General features: G+C 37.9%; 17 protein-coding genes. 1 reads left to right on the top strand and 16 read right to left on the bottom strand.

Features of this window, described 5'->3' with window-relative positions; genetic code table 11:
- Positions 1-191 precede the first annotated feature (191 nt).
- Together rraA and FHK88_RS07485 are read right to left on the bottom strand one after the other, a co-directional pair.
- Entirely contained in the window at positions 192-716 is a 525-nt protein-coding gene (gene rraA, locus FHK88_RS07480) for a ribonuclease E activity regulator RraA (protein ID WP_227430124.1), read from the bottom strand.
- A gap of 58 nt (positions 717-774) precedes the next feature.
- Entirely contained in the window at positions 775-1476 is a 702-nt protein-coding gene (locus tag FHK88_RS07485; protein WP_227430125.1) for an NAD-dependent epimerase/dehydratase family protein, read from the bottom strand.
- 459 nt (positions 1477-1935) lie between these two features.
- On the opposite strand from FHK88_RS07485, the gene rpsT reads away from it, so the two are divergent.
- Entirely contained in the window at positions 1936-2202 is a 267-nt protein-coding gene (rpsT, locus tag FHK88_RS07490) for a 30S ribosomal protein S20 (RefSeq protein WP_227430126.1), read from the top strand.
- 211 nt (positions 2203-2413) lie between these two features.
- On the opposite strand, the gene FHK88_RS07495 is transcribed toward rpsT, so the two are convergent.
- The 14 genes from FHK88_RS07495 to hemE form a co-directional block, all read right to left on the bottom strand.
- Positions 2414-3160, bottom strand: a complete 747-nt coding sequence (locus tag FHK88_RS07495) for a histidine phosphatase family protein (protein WP_227430127.1) — start codon at positions 3158-3160, stop codon at positions 2414-2416.
- A 113-nt stretch (positions 3161-3273) separates the two neighbouring features.
- Entirely contained in the window at positions 3274-4068 is a 795-nt protein-coding gene (locus FHK88_RS07500) for a metallophosphoesterase (RefSeq protein ID WP_227430128.1), read from the bottom strand.
- A gap of 123 nt (positions 4069-4191) precedes the next feature.
- Positions 4192-4890: an orotidine-5'-phosphate decarboxylase gene (gene pyrF, locus FHK88_RS07505; RefSeq protein ID WP_227430129.1), complete on the bottom strand. Its 699-nt coding sequence runs from the start codon at positions 4888-4890 to the stop codon at positions 4192-4194.
- A gap of 156 nt (positions 4891-5046) precedes the next feature.
- Positions 5047-5439, bottom strand: coding sequence for a lipopolysaccharide assembly protein LapA domain-containing protein (locus FHK88_RS07510; protein WP_227430130.1), 393 nt, complete (start codon positions 5437-5439; stop codon positions 5047-5049).
- A gap of 549 nt (positions 5440-5988) precedes the next feature.
- On the bottom strand, positions 5989-6285 hold the full coding sequence (locus FHK88_RS07515) for an integration host factor subunit beta (protein WP_227430177.1): 297 nt from the start codon (positions 6283-6285) through the stop codon (positions 5989-5991).
- Positions 6286-6986: 701 nt separating this feature from the next.
- Positions 6987-8666, bottom strand: a complete 1680-nt coding sequence (gene rpsA / locus FHK88_RS07520) for a 30S ribosomal protein S1 (protein ID WP_227430178.1) — start codon at positions 8664-8666, stop codon at positions 6987-6989.
- A 208-nt stretch (positions 8667-8874) separates the two neighbouring features.
- Positions 8875-9606: a (d)CMP kinase gene (gene cmk / locus FHK88_RS07525; RefSeq protein ID WP_227430131.1), complete on the bottom strand. Its 732-nt coding sequence runs from the start codon at positions 9604-9606 to the stop codon at positions 8875-8877.
- 78 nt (positions 9607-9684) lie between these two features.
- Complete coding sequence (gene tadA / locus FHK88_RS07530) at positions 9685-10227, bottom strand: tRNA adenosine(34) deaminase TadA (protein ID WP_227430132.1); 543 nt, start codon at positions 10225-10227, stop codon at positions 9685-9687.
- 64 nt (positions 10228-10291) lie between these two features.
- Positions 10292-11029 carry a uracil-DNA glycosylase gene (gene ung / locus FHK88_RS07535; RefSeq protein ID WP_227430133.1) on the bottom strand — a complete coding sequence of 246 codons (738 nt, stop codon included), beginning with the start codon at positions 11027-11029 and terminating at the stop codon, positions 10292-10294.
- A gap of 58 nt (positions 11030-11087) precedes the next feature.
- Positions 11088-13604 carry an ATP-dependent Clp protease ATP-binding subunit ClpA gene (clpA, locus tag FHK88_RS07540; RefSeq protein WP_227430134.1) on the bottom strand — a complete coding sequence of 839 codons (2517 nt, stop codon included), beginning with the start codon at positions 13602-13604 and terminating at the stop codon, positions 11088-11090.
- A gap of 287 nt (positions 13605-13891) precedes the next feature.
- Positions 13892-14266 carry an ATP-dependent Clp protease adapter ClpS gene (gene clpS / locus FHK88_RS07545; protein ID WP_227430135.1) on the bottom strand — a complete coding sequence of 125 codons (375 nt, stop codon included), beginning with the start codon at positions 14264-14266 and terminating at the stop codon, positions 13892-13894.
- 163 nt (positions 14267-14429) lie between these two features.
- Complete coding sequence (locus FHK88_RS07550) at positions 14430-15218, bottom strand: hypothetical protein (RefSeq protein ID WP_227430136.1); 789 nt, start codon at positions 15216-15218, stop codon at positions 14430-14432.
- A 107-nt stretch (positions 15219-15325) separates the two neighbouring features.
- A complete protein-coding gene (argC, locus tag FHK88_RS07555) occupies positions 15326-16399 on the bottom strand; it encodes an N-acetyl-gamma-glutamyl-phosphate reductase (RefSeq protein WP_227430137.1) in 1074 nt (357 codons plus the stop codon).
- Between the two features lie 59 nt (positions 16400-16458).
- Entirely contained in the window at positions 16459-17598 is a 1140-nt protein-coding gene (gene hemE, locus FHK88_RS07560; protein WP_227430138.1) for a uroporphyrinogen decarboxylase, read from the bottom strand.
- Positions 17599-17905: the final 307 nt, after the last annotated feature.

The following is a 17905-nucleotide window of genomic DNA, read 5'->3' on the forward strand; positions in this document are numbered from 1 at the left end:
ACATATCAAAGTAAATTAAGGAAAGAAAAACAAGAATAGAAATAAAAAGGATAATAGAAAAATAAGACTTGCAACAAAAAGGGGTATAAAACCATCAAACATAGTCATACCCCTTATCAGTTTTGTAATAGCAAACTCAAACTATTTAAAATCTGCTTTTTATAAGATAGATGTTTATAAGCATAAGATAACTATAACAATGGCTCTTCACTGGCAATCATACCATTATTATCAGCATACAAATACATACCAGAGTTTAATACCATATCTCCAAAGCGAATCTCCAAATCTGTCTGTCCTTCGCCACGTCTGGTAGATTTTCTAGGAATACAGCCCAATGCCATCACGCCAATATCCATCTGTGCCATATCATCAACATCACGTACACAGCCATAGACCACCACACCAGCCCAGCCATTATCAATGGCAGACTGAGCAATCATATCGCCTAATAATGCACAGCGCATTGAACCGCCACCATCCACCACCAAAACCTTACCTTCACCTTTTTCATCTGTACCTTGGCTATTAAGCAACTCTTTGACTCGGCTATTATCCTCAAAGCACTTCACAGTCACAATCTGCCCACAAAAGCGCTCTTTGCCACCAAAGCTATAAAATGACTTCCCTTCTATATTTGGCAAGCACACTTGAGAGTTGGGATTAGCATCTAATAAATCACAGGTAATGAAGTTTTCTTTATTCATTGTAGACATCCTATTCTCCTTGTCTTTATTGGTTTATTAATATGTAATACAACATATCTTTATAAGATTAAGATTTTAAGCGAGTCATCGCAAGCATTTGTTTATTTTCGATGATGGTTGTTTGTGACTGTTGCGTATCTTGCACAAATTTTTGACGCTCATACAGTGCATGAGCAGTCATTGCCATCGCGGCTGCCACACGTTGCACTGAGATTGGATGTGCTGATAAAGACTCTGATAATAAAGGGGATACCAGCTTAAATACCTTTTGCGAAGCCGTCTCCAAAAAACGTCCTTTACGCTCACCCAACAGCAAAGAGGGACGGAAAATCACAAACTGAGCAAAACCTAACTGCTCAATTGCTGCTTCCAGCTCTCCTTTAACTCGATTATAAAAAAAGCGACTATGCACATCTGCACCCAACGCTGATAATAAAAAGAACTGAGGCACAGCCTTATCACGACAGCTTTGAGCAAAATTAAAATTCATCTCAAAATCCACCTGACGAAAGGCTTCCTCACTGCCAGCCTGCTTTTTTGTTGTACCTAGACAACTAAACGCATCTGTATCACTACCAATACTCAACCCACTAACAACCTCCGCGATATTGGCAAAATCATTTACCTGATAAAACTGCATATGTTCATTCATCACTTGTGGTGAACGTCTGGCAAGTACAATAACTGTCTCATACAAAGATGCCAACTGTTTAACCAGTCTTTCACCAACCATCCCTGTTGCACCTATTATAATCGCTTTTCTTTGCATAATTCTTCTACTCAACTTACTCATACTGATGATGGTTAAAACCATTATTTAATTTTATATTGTACTGAATCTATATTTTTTCGCATCATAGAAACTGTAAATTGTTGTACTACAATCTCTCACAACAACGAGTCTTGATAAAATCAATTGTGCATAAATTAACTATTTGCTATAATATGTCGCTTTACATCAGTTACGTTTATTATTCCAACCGCTGATGAGTATGGTAACACCCATTGACTACTTATAGATGAATCGGCTGCTCATCCGTCATGTGTGTCCATAGACTATGGCTTAAACCTTAATTATTCATCTATTGATCTATCGACACAATGTGCAACCAGCCTTTGAGAAGTACCATCCTCTAATCACTCTCATCAGTGCTGGATAACACAAACGTCATGGTTCATATTAGCATTTTGCTATTATATATTTAGCTCATTTTCCAAGGAGATACTCGTGGCAAATTCTGCACAAGCTCGTAAACGCGCTCGTCAAAACACTAAGCGTCGTCAACACACTGCATCACAGCGCTCTATGATTCGTACTTATATCAAGCGTATTGATGCTGCTATTGCTGACAAAAACTATGAAGCAGCAACTGAAGCCTATAATAAGGCAGTGCCTGTGATTGATCGTATGGCTGATAAAGGCATTATCCATAAAAACAAAGCTGCTCGTCATAAAAGCCGCTTAAATAAAGCAGTTAAAGCACTACAGGCGTAATTCATCATATTTAACACAACAAACCAGCATCTGGTTTAATATTGTGTCAATCATGATGATTATCCATAAAAACAAAAGCCTAGGTTAAATACCTAGGCTTTTGCTATATTGGCTGTAATATTAACCAATCACATACGCTCAAACTTTCAACATATAAATACAAATAAAGTGTCATCAACACCAATCAGTACAGTCTAAACCCTACCTAGACTCAGATAAATAAATCACACACCAAACGCTCATAACACTGCCCACGCCAGATAAAATGAGCTTTTGCCTGATCTAATGGGGCATCATCAAACCACAAAAACACCCCTTCCATCATTTTTGGCCAATCATTCCAATCTATCTCATCAACTTGCATCATTACCGCTAAAAATGCTGATAATAACGTATCATGACTGACTGCTAAAGTTAGATGTCCATGTTGTGGTTGATGATGATAAAATAGTGACAAAATATCCAAGCCACCTTGATAGGCTTGTTTAGTACCTTCAATACTCCCAGCCAAAAAACGATTGATAAAGTTTAATGCACCAATTTCCTTAAAAATAGCACTTGCCTTTTCTGGCTCAGTCACCAAGCTACCTGGCTCTACCAATAATGATTGATGAGAAATATCTCGACTAATACCTGCCCCCTCTTGCATGAGTCGTGCCGTATCAATACAGCGCTGAATAGGGCTAGAGATACTATCCACATCCATAGAGTAATTAAGATTATCTGACAACCAGCGTCCCCAAGCTTTTGCCAATACACGACCTTTAGGCGTTAAAGGTAACTGATAACTGGCAAAGCCATTACCATCAGAACGCTCTCGCAAAGAGTGGCGAGTGAATAAAATCAAGCGCTCATTTTCTGGTAAAAGTCGTACAGAAGCCATCATACTTTCAGGAAGATGAGCGGGTGCTGGTGCAACCGGAGGATGTGAAGAGAGATTTTTATTAAGATAAGTCATACAGATAGAGTAACAAGTTTTCCATTAAAAGGCTTTGATTCTAATATAAAAAGTCATTAATTATCATAGACTACCATAAAAACCACTAGAAGATATGGTAATAAAAATAAAACTTAAACACAGACTACCTTTGACCAATCAAAATAAACACCTGTACTACTCACTTCACCCGGGTAAGCACGCGGATTCACTACCACACGGGTATTACCTAGCTGATAATCAAATGCCTCATGTGTATGTCCATGTACCCATAGTTTAGGTGCCCATGGCTCATACATCCATACTGAAAAGTCACTAACAAATGCGGCATTGCTAGATAAGTGGGCATATTTTTTTGAAACCGACAAAGGGCTGACACTATGGTGTGTCACAACCACACACTTTTGACGCTCATCATAAGCTTGCTGTAACGCATGATAAAGCCACTGACGATGTTGGGCATGAATCTGCATGGATATCTCTGGAGAGAATAATTCACTACCTGCCCGAATCTGCTGATAATCGCGCATAAAAGCCATAGCAGACGCTATGGTTTGCTCATCTGCCTGATACTGATAATCAGTCCATAAGGTACACCCTAAGATACGTACATCTGCAATATCAATACTTGAACACTGTAAAACTTTAACTCCCTGAGCATGCTCTCTAGAAAAGTTATCCCACTGTTTTAGTCGCTCATCAAAACACAACACATCTTCGCCAAAATACTCATGATTGCCAGCAATGGTAACAATTGGTTTTGCCAATCGTTCAGCTTGCTCTTGTAACCAAGGCATACCCTGATCACTATTTGCAGTATCACCTGCAACAATAATCACTTCTGCAGAAGTATGAGGAATATCCCCCATCGCTTTACCACGATGAGCATAACTATCAATATGTAAGTCACTTAATATCTGAACTTTCATAATATGTTATCTTAAAGATATATAATGAATAAGAAATAAATATTCAGAAAAAAAATAAGGCATATTAGATATTCAAACATAAACACTATGTTGTCTGAATATTGAATATGCCCAAATAAGAAATTAAATACTATTCAGTATCCTATCTAGTTTTTGATTAGGGTCTTGTGCTTGAGTGATAGAACGACCAATAACCAAATAGTCTGAACCGTCAGCCAGTGCTTGTGCTGGAGTACAAATGCGCTTTTGATCATCTTGACTATCTTCTGGTAATCGAATACCCGGTGTGACTAACTTAAAGCCCGTACCACACACTTCTTTTAGCATCTTAGACTCTTGCGCTGAACAGACCACACCATCTAAACCTGCTTGCTGTGTCAACTGTGCTAAACGTTGTACTTGCGTATTTATATCTGCATCAACCCCAATCTGTTGTAAAGACGCTTGTGTCATGGAGGTTAATACTGTTACCGCAATTAGCAACGTATCATAGTTACCTTCTTGTAAATAGCGCTTTGCCAACTGCATCGCATCCAAACCTACGCTGGCATGCACATTCACCATCCATACGCCCATATCGGCTGAGGCAAGTACAGCTTGTGCCGTTGTATTAGGAATGTCATGAAACTTTAAGTCTAAAAACACCTCAAAATCTCGCTTATGAAGCTCTGCAATCACAGCAGGTCCATAACGAGTAAACAGTTGCTTTCCGACTTTTAGACGACATTTTGTTGGATCTAAACTATCTGCCAATGTTTGTACTTCTACCAAAGAAGATTTATCCATTGCCACAATTATTGGAGACTGACATAAAGAAGACATGCGAACGATATACACTCCATCTTACATAAAACAAAAAATAAAACCTAGGGAAAGTAAGATAACGACTATTTTATATGGATTGTATCATCCTCAGATATTGCCATTATCTCACTTACAAATCTACTAGGCATCAAATAGCATTTATTATCACAATAATTAATGCTTAGTTAAATTATTATTCACTGGACTGGTTGGAGCTGGAGTAACCTTATCTTTATCACCAACAAAAACGCTTTGGTCAACAGAAGGTGAGTTTGCCTGACGATCAATTGCAATATTTGCCTGACGCAATTCTTCTTTTAAACTACGGTTTTCTTTATTTAAACGACCAATTTCCCATTTGTTTTGTAATACTTTAAACAGTAGTAATGCCAATAGCAGACCAATCAAAACACCAAGCCCAAGACAAATAATTAGTAATAAGCCCAGATTCATACTTGGCGACTGTGTAAATAACAAGTTAACAGCAACTTCATCATTATTGACCAATACCAAACCTAAAGAATACCCAAAGATTAAGAATAAAATGACCATGAGTATAACGCGCATTACAACCTCCAAAAATTACTATAGCTCGCTCAATACAAAACTGTTACATCATCAAACTCGCTCGCAGTACCTGCTTTTATAAGAGCAGTTATACCTTCGCTCGTTTTCCTTGTCACAGTATTATCTTGAATTGACTATATGTTATCAATATAAAAACTATTATTAAGCAATAACATTATATCTGTAGAGCTTTAAATATATTATGTCATTATTAAATATCGATACCTATTATACAACAACCTTATAATAGGTTTTGCCACTGAATATGACATACCTGATATTAACAATCCTTATGGATTATATAGTAAAGTTACCTTTGAGCCAGCGCTATTTTGTATCTTCTATGCCATCGGTAGATTTTTAGGTATCTATAACCTAATCACTATCTTATTGACCACAGCATCGCATACAAAAGACCACATACAAAAGATGGATGATGTCATCTAACATCATGATAGTACACTTAATATATATCAATATATAAACGTACTATTCACAATAAGACAACAGCATCCATCTATTAACTATAATAATGATAACTTAAACTGCTTACATCCAGTTATTTACTGCCTCACGTAATGCTTTTCCAGGTTTAAAATGAGGAATTGACTTAGCTGGTATTGGAATATTTTCGCCTGTTTTTGGATTACGTCCAACTCGAGCTTCACGATGATGCAAACAAAAACTACCAAACCCTCTCACTTCAATTCGCCCATCATCTGCCAATGTATCTACCATTAAATTAAGTATTTCACGAACTGCCAAATCAACTTTCTCATCAGTTATAAAATCACAGTTCGAAGCAACATTGCTGATAATATCAGATTTATTTATCACATCTTGCATATTTACCTCAATAATATTGTGCATGTTCTTATTCGTTGTAATGTTCTATTACAGCACCCGTAAATTTAGTATTAATCAATCATCTCTGATACTTACATAGCTTGCAAATAGTAGCAATGCTTTCCCCCATCAGCAGTTTGAATATCAGCATTAATGGACGATAATAATAATTATCGTAGTATGACATATAGCCAAAGATGACTAAAACAAATACAAAGGTGACCAAACGCTAACAAAGTGCATATAATACAGACTGTACAGCAAACCAAAACAACACTGTAGCCGTTTCGTAGCTCTTTAACTATAGCTTGGTCATAAGCATCAGCATATATCTTAATACTAAACAAATGACAGGATAAATTAATCAGTAATCCACTTTTTAAGATATCCTAAATATATAGAAAGAAAATAATAACGTATAAATCAGATTGATGAAACCCAATTTTCTAACATCTTAGTATATTTTAAGAATTATTAAGCTTTAAATCCTACTTTATAATAATAAACTTTAGTTGAAACAATGACCAATCCCTTATTATCTTATTGTTATTTTGAGCTTATTTTGTCATTTATGATTTAAAAATCTAATGATAAATAATATATTCTTTTATAAAACTAAAAAAAGAGCAACCGAAGTTGCTCTTTTCTTTTATTAACTAGTACAAACTAGCTATCATCAAAATATGATAATTAACTAAAGCTTACTGCATTTGCTCTTTAATCAAGTCACCAATTGTTTTTGGTTGTGCTTCAGCTTCTGGAGCAGAACTGCTAAGCTCTTTAATTGCTTGACGCTCTTCTGCTTCATCTTTCGCTTTGATAGACAAGCTAATTGCACGAGACTTACGGTCTACACTAACGATTTTCGCTTCAACAGTATCACCTTCGTTTAGATGCTTAGTTGCATCTTCAACACGGTCACGCTGGATTTCTGAAGCACGTAGATAACCTTCTACATCATCAGCCAATGTAATCACAGCACCTTTAGCATCTACTTCTTTCACTGTACCAGAAACAATCGCACCACGGTCATTGCTAACCAAGTACTCATTGAATGGATCTGAGTTTAATTGTTTGATACCTAAGCTAATGCGGTTTGCTTCTGCATCTACTGACAATACCATAGCTTCTACAGTATCACCTTTGTTGTAGTTACGGATAGCTTCTTCACCGGCTTCATTCCAAGAGATGTCAGATAGGTGAACCAAACCGTCGATGTTGCCATCTAAGCCAATAAAGATACCAAAGTCAGTGATTGACTTGATTGTACCAGTGATTTTGTCACCACGGCTATATTTCTTGTCAAACTCTTCCCAAGGGTTTGGTAGAGTTTGCTTGATACCTAGGCTGATACGACGACGCTCTTCATCAATATCTAGAATCATAACGTCTACTTCATCACCAATCTGTACAACTTTTGATGGGTGGATGTTCTTGTTGGTGTGATCCATTTCAGATACGTGAACCAAACCTTCAACACCTTCAGCAATCTCAGCAAAACAACCATAGTCAGTTAAGTTAGTAACACGTGCTTTTACAATGCTACCAACTGGGTAAGTACCACCAACATTGTCCCAAGGATCTGTACCAAGCTGTTTTAGACCTAGGCTAACACGGTTACGCTCACGGTCAAATTTCAATACTTTTACTTTTAGGTCTTGACCAACTTCAACAACTTCTGATGGATGCTTGATACGACGCCATGCCATATCAGTGATGTGTAATAGACCATCAATGCCACCTAAGTCTACGAATGCACCGTAGTCAGTTAGGTTTTTGACAATACCATCAACTTCCATACCTTCTTCAAGCTTGTTAAGTAGCTCTTCACGCTCAGCAGAGTTTTCTGCTTCCATAACTGCACGACGGCTAACTACAACGTTATTACGTTTTTGGTCAAGTTTGATAACTTTAAACTCAAGCTCTTTACCTTCAAGATGCGTGGTGTCACGGATAGGACGAACATCTACCAAAGAACCTGGTAAGAAAGCGCGTACTGAACCGATATCAACAGTGAAACCGCCTTTAACTTTGCTTGAAATTGTACCTTTAACAATTTCGTCATTTTCAAACAGTTTTTCAAGCGCATTCCATGTTTCCACACGTTTTGCTTTTTCACGAGACAGCAAGGTTTGACCCATGCCATTGTCGACAGCTTCAACCACCACGTCAACAGTATCGCCAACTGCTACTTCAAGCTCGCCATCGTCATTTAAAAACTCTTCACGAGTAACAACGCCTTCAGACTTTAGACCAGTGTCAACAGTAATCCAGTCACTATCAATAGCAACAACAGTACCGCTGATGACCGAGCCACGCTCGATATCAAGACCCTGTTCTTCTAGACTCGCTTCAAATAGTTCAGCAAATGATTCCATTATAAATACCTTTATATAGCCGTAGCCTGTCCAGCACAGTACGGTTCAAATTAATGACACTATAAGATAGATACTGGTTTTTGATCTTATACTGTCATGTAAAAAAGTTTAATATTCAATTGGTTTAACTAAAATACTATCAAGATAAGCATATCTTAATTAATTATTTATACCATATCAGCCATCACTATTCTAAAATTAAATGTAAATTTTAAAAACAAATGCCTTGTTGCTCACAATAAGATTTAATCTTTTCATAAACTACCTGAGCATCTAGTTCTGAGCTGTCTAATACCAACGCATCTGGAGCAGGCTTTGAGGGTGAGGCTTGCCTATTTTCATCACGCTCATCTCTTGCAACAATCTCAGCTAATATCTGCTCATAATCAGCTTTTTCACCTGCCAACTGCAACTGAGCCACTCGTCTTTTCGCTCGTGCTTCAGCCGAAGCAGTTAAATAGACTTTAACATCAGCATTAGGGAATACCACTGTTCCCATATCACGACCATCAGCAACTAAGCCTGAGTGGTTTGCCATACGCTGTTGCAAGTCTAATAATGCTTCTCTTACGGCAGGAAATACAGCAACTTGCGAAGCATATCCACCCACTGTTTCAGTACGAATCTTACTTTCGACTCGTTCACCATTGACATATATTTCTATCAGATTATCTGCTTCATTTGCAGTAAACTGAATATCTAATGATTGAGTCAATATTGCTAGCTTTTCTTCATCAAGTATGGGGTTACCTGCTTTATCAACGTTTGATAATAGTCCAGCTTGATAAGCCTGCAAGCCCACAATACGATATAACGCACCAGAGTCTAGCAGTTGATAATTCAGTGCTTTTGCCAGTTTGAAGCATACTGTTCCTTTACCAGAACCACTTGGTCCATCAATAGTAATGACTGGATATTTGGAGGAATGCGTCTCAACTGTCATAAACAACTACTATTCTTAGCTTAAAGATGACTTACAATATAAATAGGGCAATATTGTAGCAGAAGCCAAACGCTATCACTAGGCTTTTCTGCATTCTAATGCAGAAGATTTATGTTTTTTTGTGATTGCATGTAAGGCTCGACGTTGCTTAAAGAACTGTTTGAGTAATATTTGGCTATCTTTTGCCAATAATCCAGCACGCACCTGTATACGGTGGTTATAGAAATCCTGAGAAGTTAAGTTCATCTGACTACCAACCATGCCTGCACGTGGCTCATGTGTGGCAAAGACAAGCTGTGATACTCTTGCATGTATCAATGCGCCAACACACATCGTACAAGGCTCTAATGTCACATACAAAGTAGTATTGAGAGGCAATCGGTAGTTATCTAGTTGTTGACACGCATCACGTAATGCGACAATTTCTGCATGAGCACTGGGGTCAGACAATGCAATGGGTTGATTAAATCCTGTTCCAATGACTTGGTTATCAAAAACCAACACAGCACCTACTGGCACTTCACCCATTAAAGCACCTTGTTGTGCTAACTTTAAGGCTTGGCGCATATACATAAAATCATGGGGTTGCCACAGCGACAACGCCCTACTTGCAGAACTCATATTACTATTATCAACCAATCAATGATATTACTGGGTCATATCCTTCAAGATAGAATCCAAAGCCTTACTGAGGCAACTGCCAGTCAATAGGGGTTTTGCCATGCTGTACTAAGTAATCATTGGTTTTAGAAAATGGGCGTGTGCCAAAGAAACCACCACGATTTGCACCCAGTGGTGAAGGATGAGTTGCTGTTAATATAAGATGTTTATTTGTATCAATATATTTCCCTTTTTGCTTCGCTTTACTGCCCCATAAAATAAAGACTACATGCTCAAGATGCTCATTAACCACATCAATCACTGCATCAGTAAACCGCTCCCAGCCTTGACCTTGATGGCTACCAGCCTGCCCTGCCTCAACAGATAAAGAGGTGTTTAATAATAGCACACCTTGTTGTGCCCAATGGGTCAAATCACCATGTCGAGAAGGTGTCGTTCCTATATCATCAGCCATCTCTTTGAGTACGTTATTCAACGAGGGAGGTTTAGGAATAATTTTAGGTACAGAAAATGCCAGTCCCATTGCCTGTCCTGCACCATGATAAGGGTCTTGCCCTAAAATAACGACTTTGACATTAGATAAAGGCGTTAAATCAAAGGCATGAAACATTTGGCTGGCTGGTGGATAAATGGTCTTCCCTAATTGATATTGTTGCTTTAGGAACTGACGTAGATTATCCATATTTGTACTGGTTAGCTCATCTGCCAATGCTTGTTTCCAATCTTCTGGCATTTTTACTTGTGCCAAAATAGCTTGTTTTTGCTCTGTAGTTTTTACAGAGTTTACAGGTTGATTTGTCATAATATCACTTTTATTTATATTGCTAGTTACATTACTATTCTAAGCACTTCTAACAGATTTAGCTTTCCATCAAAGCATCATTGTGCTGTACATGATGCTCAGTCACATTAAGTAAAATACGACTGCCACTAGCAGATGCTTGGTTGTGCTCATCAATCGCCGTTTCAGATGCACTTTCTTTGAGGGTAACATGAACAATACCACCCTCTGCTAAATCTCCAAACAGCAACATATTTGCCAATGGTTTTTTAATTTCATCTTGAATCAGACGTTGCATTGGACGAGCGCCCATCAAGCGGTCATAACCTTTTTGAGCCAAATATTCACGCACCTCATCATCAATCTCTAACGTCACTTGCTTATCATCCAACTGAGCTTGTAACTCAACTAAGAACTTATCCACTACAGAAACAACAATGCTTTCATCTAGTGAATTAAATTGAATTGTTGCATCCAAACGATTACGAAACTCTGGTGTAAATACTCGTTTCATTGCTTCATTATTATCACGACTATGATCTTGTTGCATAAAGCCCATCGAAGCTCGGCTAATACTCTCAGCCCCAACATTGGTAGTCATAATCAATACTACTTGTTTAAAACTTGCCACACGTCCATTATTGTCTGTTAATGTACCATGATCCATCACTTGCAATAACAAGTTAAATACATCTGGATGTGCTTTTTCAATCTCATCTAACAGCAATACACAGTGTGGATGTTGATTAATTTTCTCAGTTAATAGACCACCTTGGTCAAAACCAACATACCCTGGAGGTGCACCAATAAGGCGTGAGGCAGTATGAGCCTCCATATATTCTGACATATCAAAACGAATCAACTCTACACCCATCAGTTTTGCTAACTGTCTTGATACTTCTGTTTTACCCACACCTGTTGGTCCTGCAAACATAAATGAACCAATTGGCTTATCAGCTGGTTTTAAGCCTGCACGAGATAACTTAATAGCATCTGCCAAAGTCTTAATGGCTTCATCTTGACCAAATACCAAACGTTTTAAATCTCTTTCTAAATGCTCAAGCAAAGTTTTATCGTCACTTGAAACTGATTTTGGTGGAATACGAGCAAGTTTTGAGATAATGGTTTCAATATCTGCCACATCAATCACTGGTATTTCAGTTACTTTTTTCTGTTTATTACTGGCACTTTTTTTGATATTTTCTTGATCAGCTTCATCATTATCAAATGATAAATTACTGCCAAATATATCGTCATCTGTCTCTAAATCTAAATTTGTCACATCATCAAAGCTACCAATATGATTAAATTCATCTAAAAGTGCTTCTTCATCTGAGACCTGACTTTGATCTGGCACAATACCCAATCGTTTATAAGCCCCTGCTTCATCAATCACATCAATCGCTTTATCAGGTAAAAAACGCTCGTGTAGATGTTTTGTTGACAAATGGACAGCACTTACCAAAGCTTCATCTGTATAAGTGACTTCATGAAAATCTTCATATCGAGGTTTTAGCCCACGCAGTATTTCAATACTATCTTCAATACTTGGCTCTTTAATATCAATCTTTTGGAAACGACGAGACAACGCATGATCTTTTTCAAAAACTTGACGATATTCTGTAAAAGTTGTAGAGCCAATACAGCGTAACTCACCATTTGCCAGTGCTGGTTTGATAAGGTTGGATACATCCATATTACTACTCATAGATGAACCAGCACCAATAATCATATGAATTTCATCAATAAATAAAATCGCATTTGCTTGGTTTTTTAATGCTTCTAATAACGATTTCATACGCTTTTCAAAGTCACCTCTGTACTTTGTACCAGCAATTAATGAACCAATATCCAAGCTATAAATCACACAACCTTGCAGTGGCTTTGGTGCTTTGTCATTGATAATCAACCACGCTAAGCCCTCAGCAATAGAAGTCTTACCAACACCCGGTTCACCAACTAACAATGGATTATTTTTCCGACGACGACATAATATCTGTGCTGTTCGTTCAATCTCTTCTGCACGACCAATCAAAGGGTCTGTTTTACCTTCTGCTGCCCGTTTATTTAAATTATGAGCATATTCTACCAATGGATCTCGGCTAGTTTTTTCAGATTTCACACCAGCTCTAACTTCTTCTTCAGTTGGTATATTCTCTTCCACTTTATCTTGTCCATGTGACAAGTACTGTGTCAACTCTAAACGACTCACGCCCTGCTTTTTCAGCAAATAAACAGCATATGTATCATGCTCAGAAAACATCGATACTAAAATATCTGACCCTTGTACCAAACGCCCTCCACCAATAGATTGCACATGAAAAATAGCGCGTTGCAATATACGGTCAAAACTTTGGGTTGGCTGAGGCGACTGCTCTATATCTGCATCTAATGTTGGTGTATGCTTATCAATATAAGCTTCCAGCTCTTGACGCAATCCTGCTGTATCTGCACCACAAGCCTTGAGTGTTGTTGCCGCATTATTATTTTCTAGCAATGCTAACAGCAGATGTTCAACGGTGAGATATTCATGAGACTTTTGTCTAGCCAATGTCATGGCTAAACGTAAAGACACTTCAAGATGGCGACTTAACATAGATTTTTCCTACTATTCGTGGATGATAATACGATACCACTATCCGTATTGTGTGAGTCAATTATGATTATACTTAAAGTACAACTCTAGTCTTTTATTGGATGTAGTGAAAGAGTTTAAAACATTTCTATAATGTTGGTAGTCCAAATAAAAATCAAGTGGCAATAAATAATGTTATATCAATAATCCAAAATATAAGCAATCTTCTATTTCTTTATAATAATTTGACTAATAATTCTTGGATTCACATCTACAAAATGAATATCCTTAAATAAAAAAAGACAGCATCAGCTGTCTAAATGAGGTTCAATTTGTGTGAGAAGTGGATAGCCTTCTCGACGTGCCATATTATTAACTTTTTGTGCTTTGGTCTCAGCAATGTCTTTGGGATATATGCCTGCAATACCTCTACCCTGATGATGGATATTCAACATAATATCCACTGCTTGCTCCAAATTATGACGAAACTCTGTTTGTAAGATATCAACAACAAAATCCATCGGCGTATAATCATCATTATACATCACCACAGCATACATCGGTGGTTTTGCCAACTCAGGATCTGCTAATAACACATCTGTTGTTGCTTCTGACTCATTACCTTGATCATGTAAGCGTATAGGGCTTAGAGGATAATGGCAATATTCTACAACTTGCGACATATATCCTCCTCTATTATAAATGTTTTTAATATTAGAAAGGTTATCTGGCATAAAATGTAAATAGTTAATATCCATATGTTTTATATACTGTCAGTAAGAGATCATAATTTAAGACATGCCAAATCACACATCTCCAATACTTCATATATCAGATTATATCTAACTACTCATCTGTAATAGGACGCTGATCTGGCTCAGGGATCTCTGCTAGAGACAATGGCATATCCTTAATTGGAGCAGACAGTCGCCAGTTATACAACTGCTCAACAGACTCACCACCTGCACTCAGGTTTAGTTTCACCTGCTTCGGTACAAATCCTTCAGGCATTTTAAAACGTCCTCGAATATGGCTAACCCCCTTAATATCATAACTGCTCGGATCTAAAGGCACAGAAACCAGACTGGTTTCATCCAATAAAGTCAAAGTTGGATTTAAACGTTTTTCTTTACCATCACTGGCAAGCATAGCAACATCAAAACGGTATTCAAAAGCATGCTCAGGTAATGGCTGAATCATAGCACCTATAATCTGTAAGGGCATCCCACCCTCTTTTGCCAAGGCCTCTGCATACACCTTATTAAGCTGTTCCAACTGTAAATTCTTGACCTCTAAATCCTGCTGTGCTTGACGCTGGTCTGTCAAGTTACGCAAACTGATATCGCGCTCTTGAATGGCCGCATCCAACTCTTTTTGTGCAATTTGAGCCTTTAGCTGCAAAGCCTCGATATCATCTTCGGTCATCTCGATACCTTGTGCTTTGATTTTGGCTTGACTTTGCGCGGCTTGATAACCGCGGTAATAACCAAATTTATGGGCGAAAACCATAGTAATTACAGCAGTTAATACCACAGCTAAGGCAAATAACAATAAGATATTCACACTATACCCAAGCTGTGCAATACGGGATGATGGTTTATTAGAAACAACTTGTGGCATCGTAATGTAACTCATAAAGTAAATACAGACTAAAATGGCAACGTATTATACTTAAAAAAATACGTAAAACCCATGTTGATATTCTTAAAACCTACAGAACAACAGATAAAATGTGCCTTTATCTAGGGCACTATTGGCGTTTGGGTCAATCCCAATGTTTCATCCAGACCAAACATTACATTCATATTCTGCACCGCTTGTCCTGCTGCACCTTTTACTAAGTTGTCTTGTACTACTAAGATTGTTGCTTCAGCACGCTCATTATCCTGATGAATGCTAATCCGCAAACGGTTACTGGCTCGTACACTGCGTGTATCTGGTAGCTGCCCTTTTGGCAATACATCAATAAATGCTTCGTTTGCATAAGTTTGCTCAAATAACTGTTGCAAATCAGTTTGTATACCAGCTTCAGTCAGCTCTAAATGAATGGTGGTAAACATCCCACGTATCATAGGAACTAAATGTGGTACAAATCGAATACGTTGAGTAAACTCACTGGCTAAAATTTGGTGTATGCCTTGCTCAATCTCTGGTAAATGACGATGCCCTGCAACCCCATAAGCACTAAAACTATCTGTGGTTTCAGCATAGTTAAGAGATAGCTTTGCTTGTCGTCCCGCACCAGACACACCAGATTTTGCATCTATAATAATACGCTCAGTAATCAGACGCTTATGTGCTTGGTTCTGTGCCTCAATAATGGGTTTTAAACCTAATATGGCTGTGGTTGGATAACAACCTGGATTACCAATCACTTGTGCTTCTTTAATATGGTCTCGATTGACTTCTGGTAAGCCATATACTGCTGACTTTAAAAGCTCAGGACAAGCGTGAGTATGCTGATACCATTTTTCAAACTCAGCTAAAGACTGTAGACGAAAATCTGCAGCCAAATCAATGACCTTCACACCTGACTGAGCCAACGCTTCTGCTTGCTTCATTGCGACACCATGTGGCGTTGCAAAAAATACCACATCACATTCAGATAATCCATCTAAAGTATGACTATCAGAGCTTGTATCACTAAAGACAATATCTGTTATGCCTCTCAGACTAGGAAACACCTCTGCTGCTTTTTTGCCAGCTTCACTACGAGAAGTTAATCTTAAAATCTCAACCTGTGGGTGTGCAGTCAACAGTCGAATAAGTTCGACACCTGTATATCCCGTTCCACCAACGATGGCTGCTTTTATCATTTCTACCTCGATTTGTCTGTGTCTTTTTTCAATGAATATAATATTTTATACTACTAACGCTATATTATGTGATATTCATGCACTGCATCTACAAAGGCTTTGGCATGATCAGGGTTTACCCACTGGGTAATACCATGTCCTAAATTTGCCACATAACCTGTTTTTTCACCTGTAGAATAAGCATCATCTAACATAAGAAATACTGCTTTTTTAATATCTTTGGGATCAGCATATAAAGTTGCAGGGTCAAGGTTGCCTTGAATGGCTTTACTACCTTGCAATTTTTTGTATTTACGTGTCAAATTACGTTGCTCTTCAGATAAGATTTTACGAGCTTTACTCAAAGACATCGTCCAGTCTAAGCCTAACGCATCTGCCTGACTATCTGCCTGTACATCCAGCCATAATCCACCACCTTTTGTAAATAACACAACTGGTACTCTCGGATGACGCTCTTTTAACTCAGCTACAATACGACGGTTATAATTATGAGAAAACTCAACAAACTGTCGATGTCCTAATGCACCACCCCAGCTATCAAAAATTTGTACCACTTGCGCACCAGCAACAATCTGGGCATCTAAATAATCTGTGACCGCAGTTGCTACTTTATCTAATAGTTGATGTAGAAACTCAGGCTTTGCATACAACATTTGCTTGGTATGACGGTAGTCTTTTGAACTCCCTCCCTCGACCATATATGTCGCTAATGTCCACGGACTACCGGAGAACCCAAACAATGGCACTTGTCCATTTAGCTCTCTACGGATACTGGTCACAGCACGCATAACGTAGTCTAACGAGTCATTAACATCCAGTTTAGGTAAACGCTCTAAATCAGACTGCTCACGTACTGTATACTTAAACTTAGGTCCTTCTCCAGCCTCAAAATAAAGACCCAAACCCATTGCGTCTGGAATGGTCAAAATATCGCTAAATAAAATTGCTGCATCCAGCTCAAAACGACGTAAAGGCTGTAAAGTCACCTCTGTTGCACGTGCTGTGTCTTTACACAAACTCAAAAAGTCTCCTGCCTCAGCTCGAGTCTTTTTATATTCAGGTAAATAGCGTCCTGCCTGACGCATCATCCATACAGGAGTCCTATCTACTGGCTCAAATCGTAATGCCTTAATCAAACGGTCATTTTTCAATGGTGCAAATTTAGGTGTAGCTTTTGCTACTGAAGATGGCTCAGCCATATTTAATCCTTATAAAATTAAATTCACAAGTTATTTTTCTAATACGAAAACTTGTCATTACTCAACTGCTTTATGGCTTATGCCTTAGCGGTTATTTTTATCTAGTTATTTTAAGACATTTTATACTCTATTGTTGATTAAACATATCAATATTAGACTTTATCAATAGAGCCAAATACCTCAAGCCTCCATACCAAAATGCATTATCATAGTATATATTTAATCACATTTTAAGAGGGGTTAATTTAAAAGGCCACATGAGGCTTACTAAACAATACTATTAACAGCAAAATACAAATAAATATAG

It is taken from the genome of Psychrobacter sp. I-STPA6b (assembly GCF_020662265.1).
Taxonomy (GTDB): Bacteria; Pseudomonadota; Gammaproteobacteria; order Pseudomonadales; family Moraxellaceae; genus Psychrobacter.

What these genes read in the sequence shown, in the direction of transcription:
- FHK88_RS07515 (WP_227430177.1), bottom strand. Translation starts at nt 6,285, where the DNA reads ATGCAAGATGTGATAAATAAATCTGATATTATCAGCAATGTTGCTTCG.
- rraA (WP_227430124.1), bottom strand. Translation starts at nt 716, where the DNA reads ATGTCTACAATGAATAAAGAAAACTTCATTACCTGTGATTTATTAGAT.
- FHK88_RS07550 (WP_227430136.1), bottom strand. Translation starts at nt 15,218, where the DNA reads ATGAGTTACATTACGATGCCACAAGTTGTTTCTAATAAACCATCATCC.
- FHK88_RS07510 (WP_227430130.1), bottom strand. Translation starts at nt 5,439, where the DNA reads ATGCGCGTTATACTCATGGTCATTTTATTCTTAATCTTTGGGTATTCT.
- FHK88_RS07485 (WP_227430125.1), bottom strand. Translation starts at nt 1,476, where the DNA reads ATGCAAAGAAAAGCGATTATAATAGGTGCAACAGGGATGGTTGGTGAA.
- argC (WP_227430137.1), bottom strand. Translation starts at nt 16,399, where the DNA reads ATGATAAAAGCAGCCATCGTTGGTGGAACGGGATATACAGGTGTCGAA.
- clpA (WP_227430134.1), bottom strand. Translation starts at nt 13,604, where the DNA reads ATGTTAAGTCGCCATCTTGAAGTGTCTTTACGTTTAGCCATGACATTG.
- tadA (WP_227430132.1), bottom strand. Translation starts at nt 10,227, where the DNA reads ATGAGTTCTGCAAGTAGGGCGTTGTCGCTGTGGCAACCCCATGATTTT.
- cmk (WP_227430131.1), bottom strand. Translation starts at nt 9,606, where the DNA reads ATGACAGTTGAGACGCATTCCTCCAAATATCCAGTCATTACTATTGAT.
- FHK88_RS07500 (WP_227430128.1), bottom strand. Translation starts at nt 4,068, where the DNA reads ATGAAAGTTCAGATATTAAGTGACTTACATATTGATAGTTATGCTCAT.
- ung (WP_227430133.1), bottom strand. Translation starts at nt 11,029, where the DNA reads ATGACAAATCAACCTGTAAACTCTGTAAAAACTACAGAGCAAAAACAA.
- hemE (WP_227430138.1), bottom strand. Translation starts at nt 17,598, where the DNA reads ATGGCTGAGCCATCTTCAGTAGCAAAAGCTACACCTAAATTTGCACCA.
- pyrF (WP_227430129.1), bottom strand. Translation starts at nt 4,890, where the DNA reads ATGTCTTCTTTATGTCAGTCTCCAATAATTGTGGCAATGGATAAATCT.
- clpS (WP_227430135.1), bottom strand. Translation starts at nt 14,266, where the DNA reads ATGTCGCAAGTTGTAGAATATTGCCATTATCCTCTAAGCCCTATACGC.
- FHK88_RS07495 (WP_227430127.1), bottom strand. Translation starts at nt 3,160, where the DNA reads ATGACTTATCTTAATAAAAATCTCTCTTCACATCCTCCGGTTGCACCA.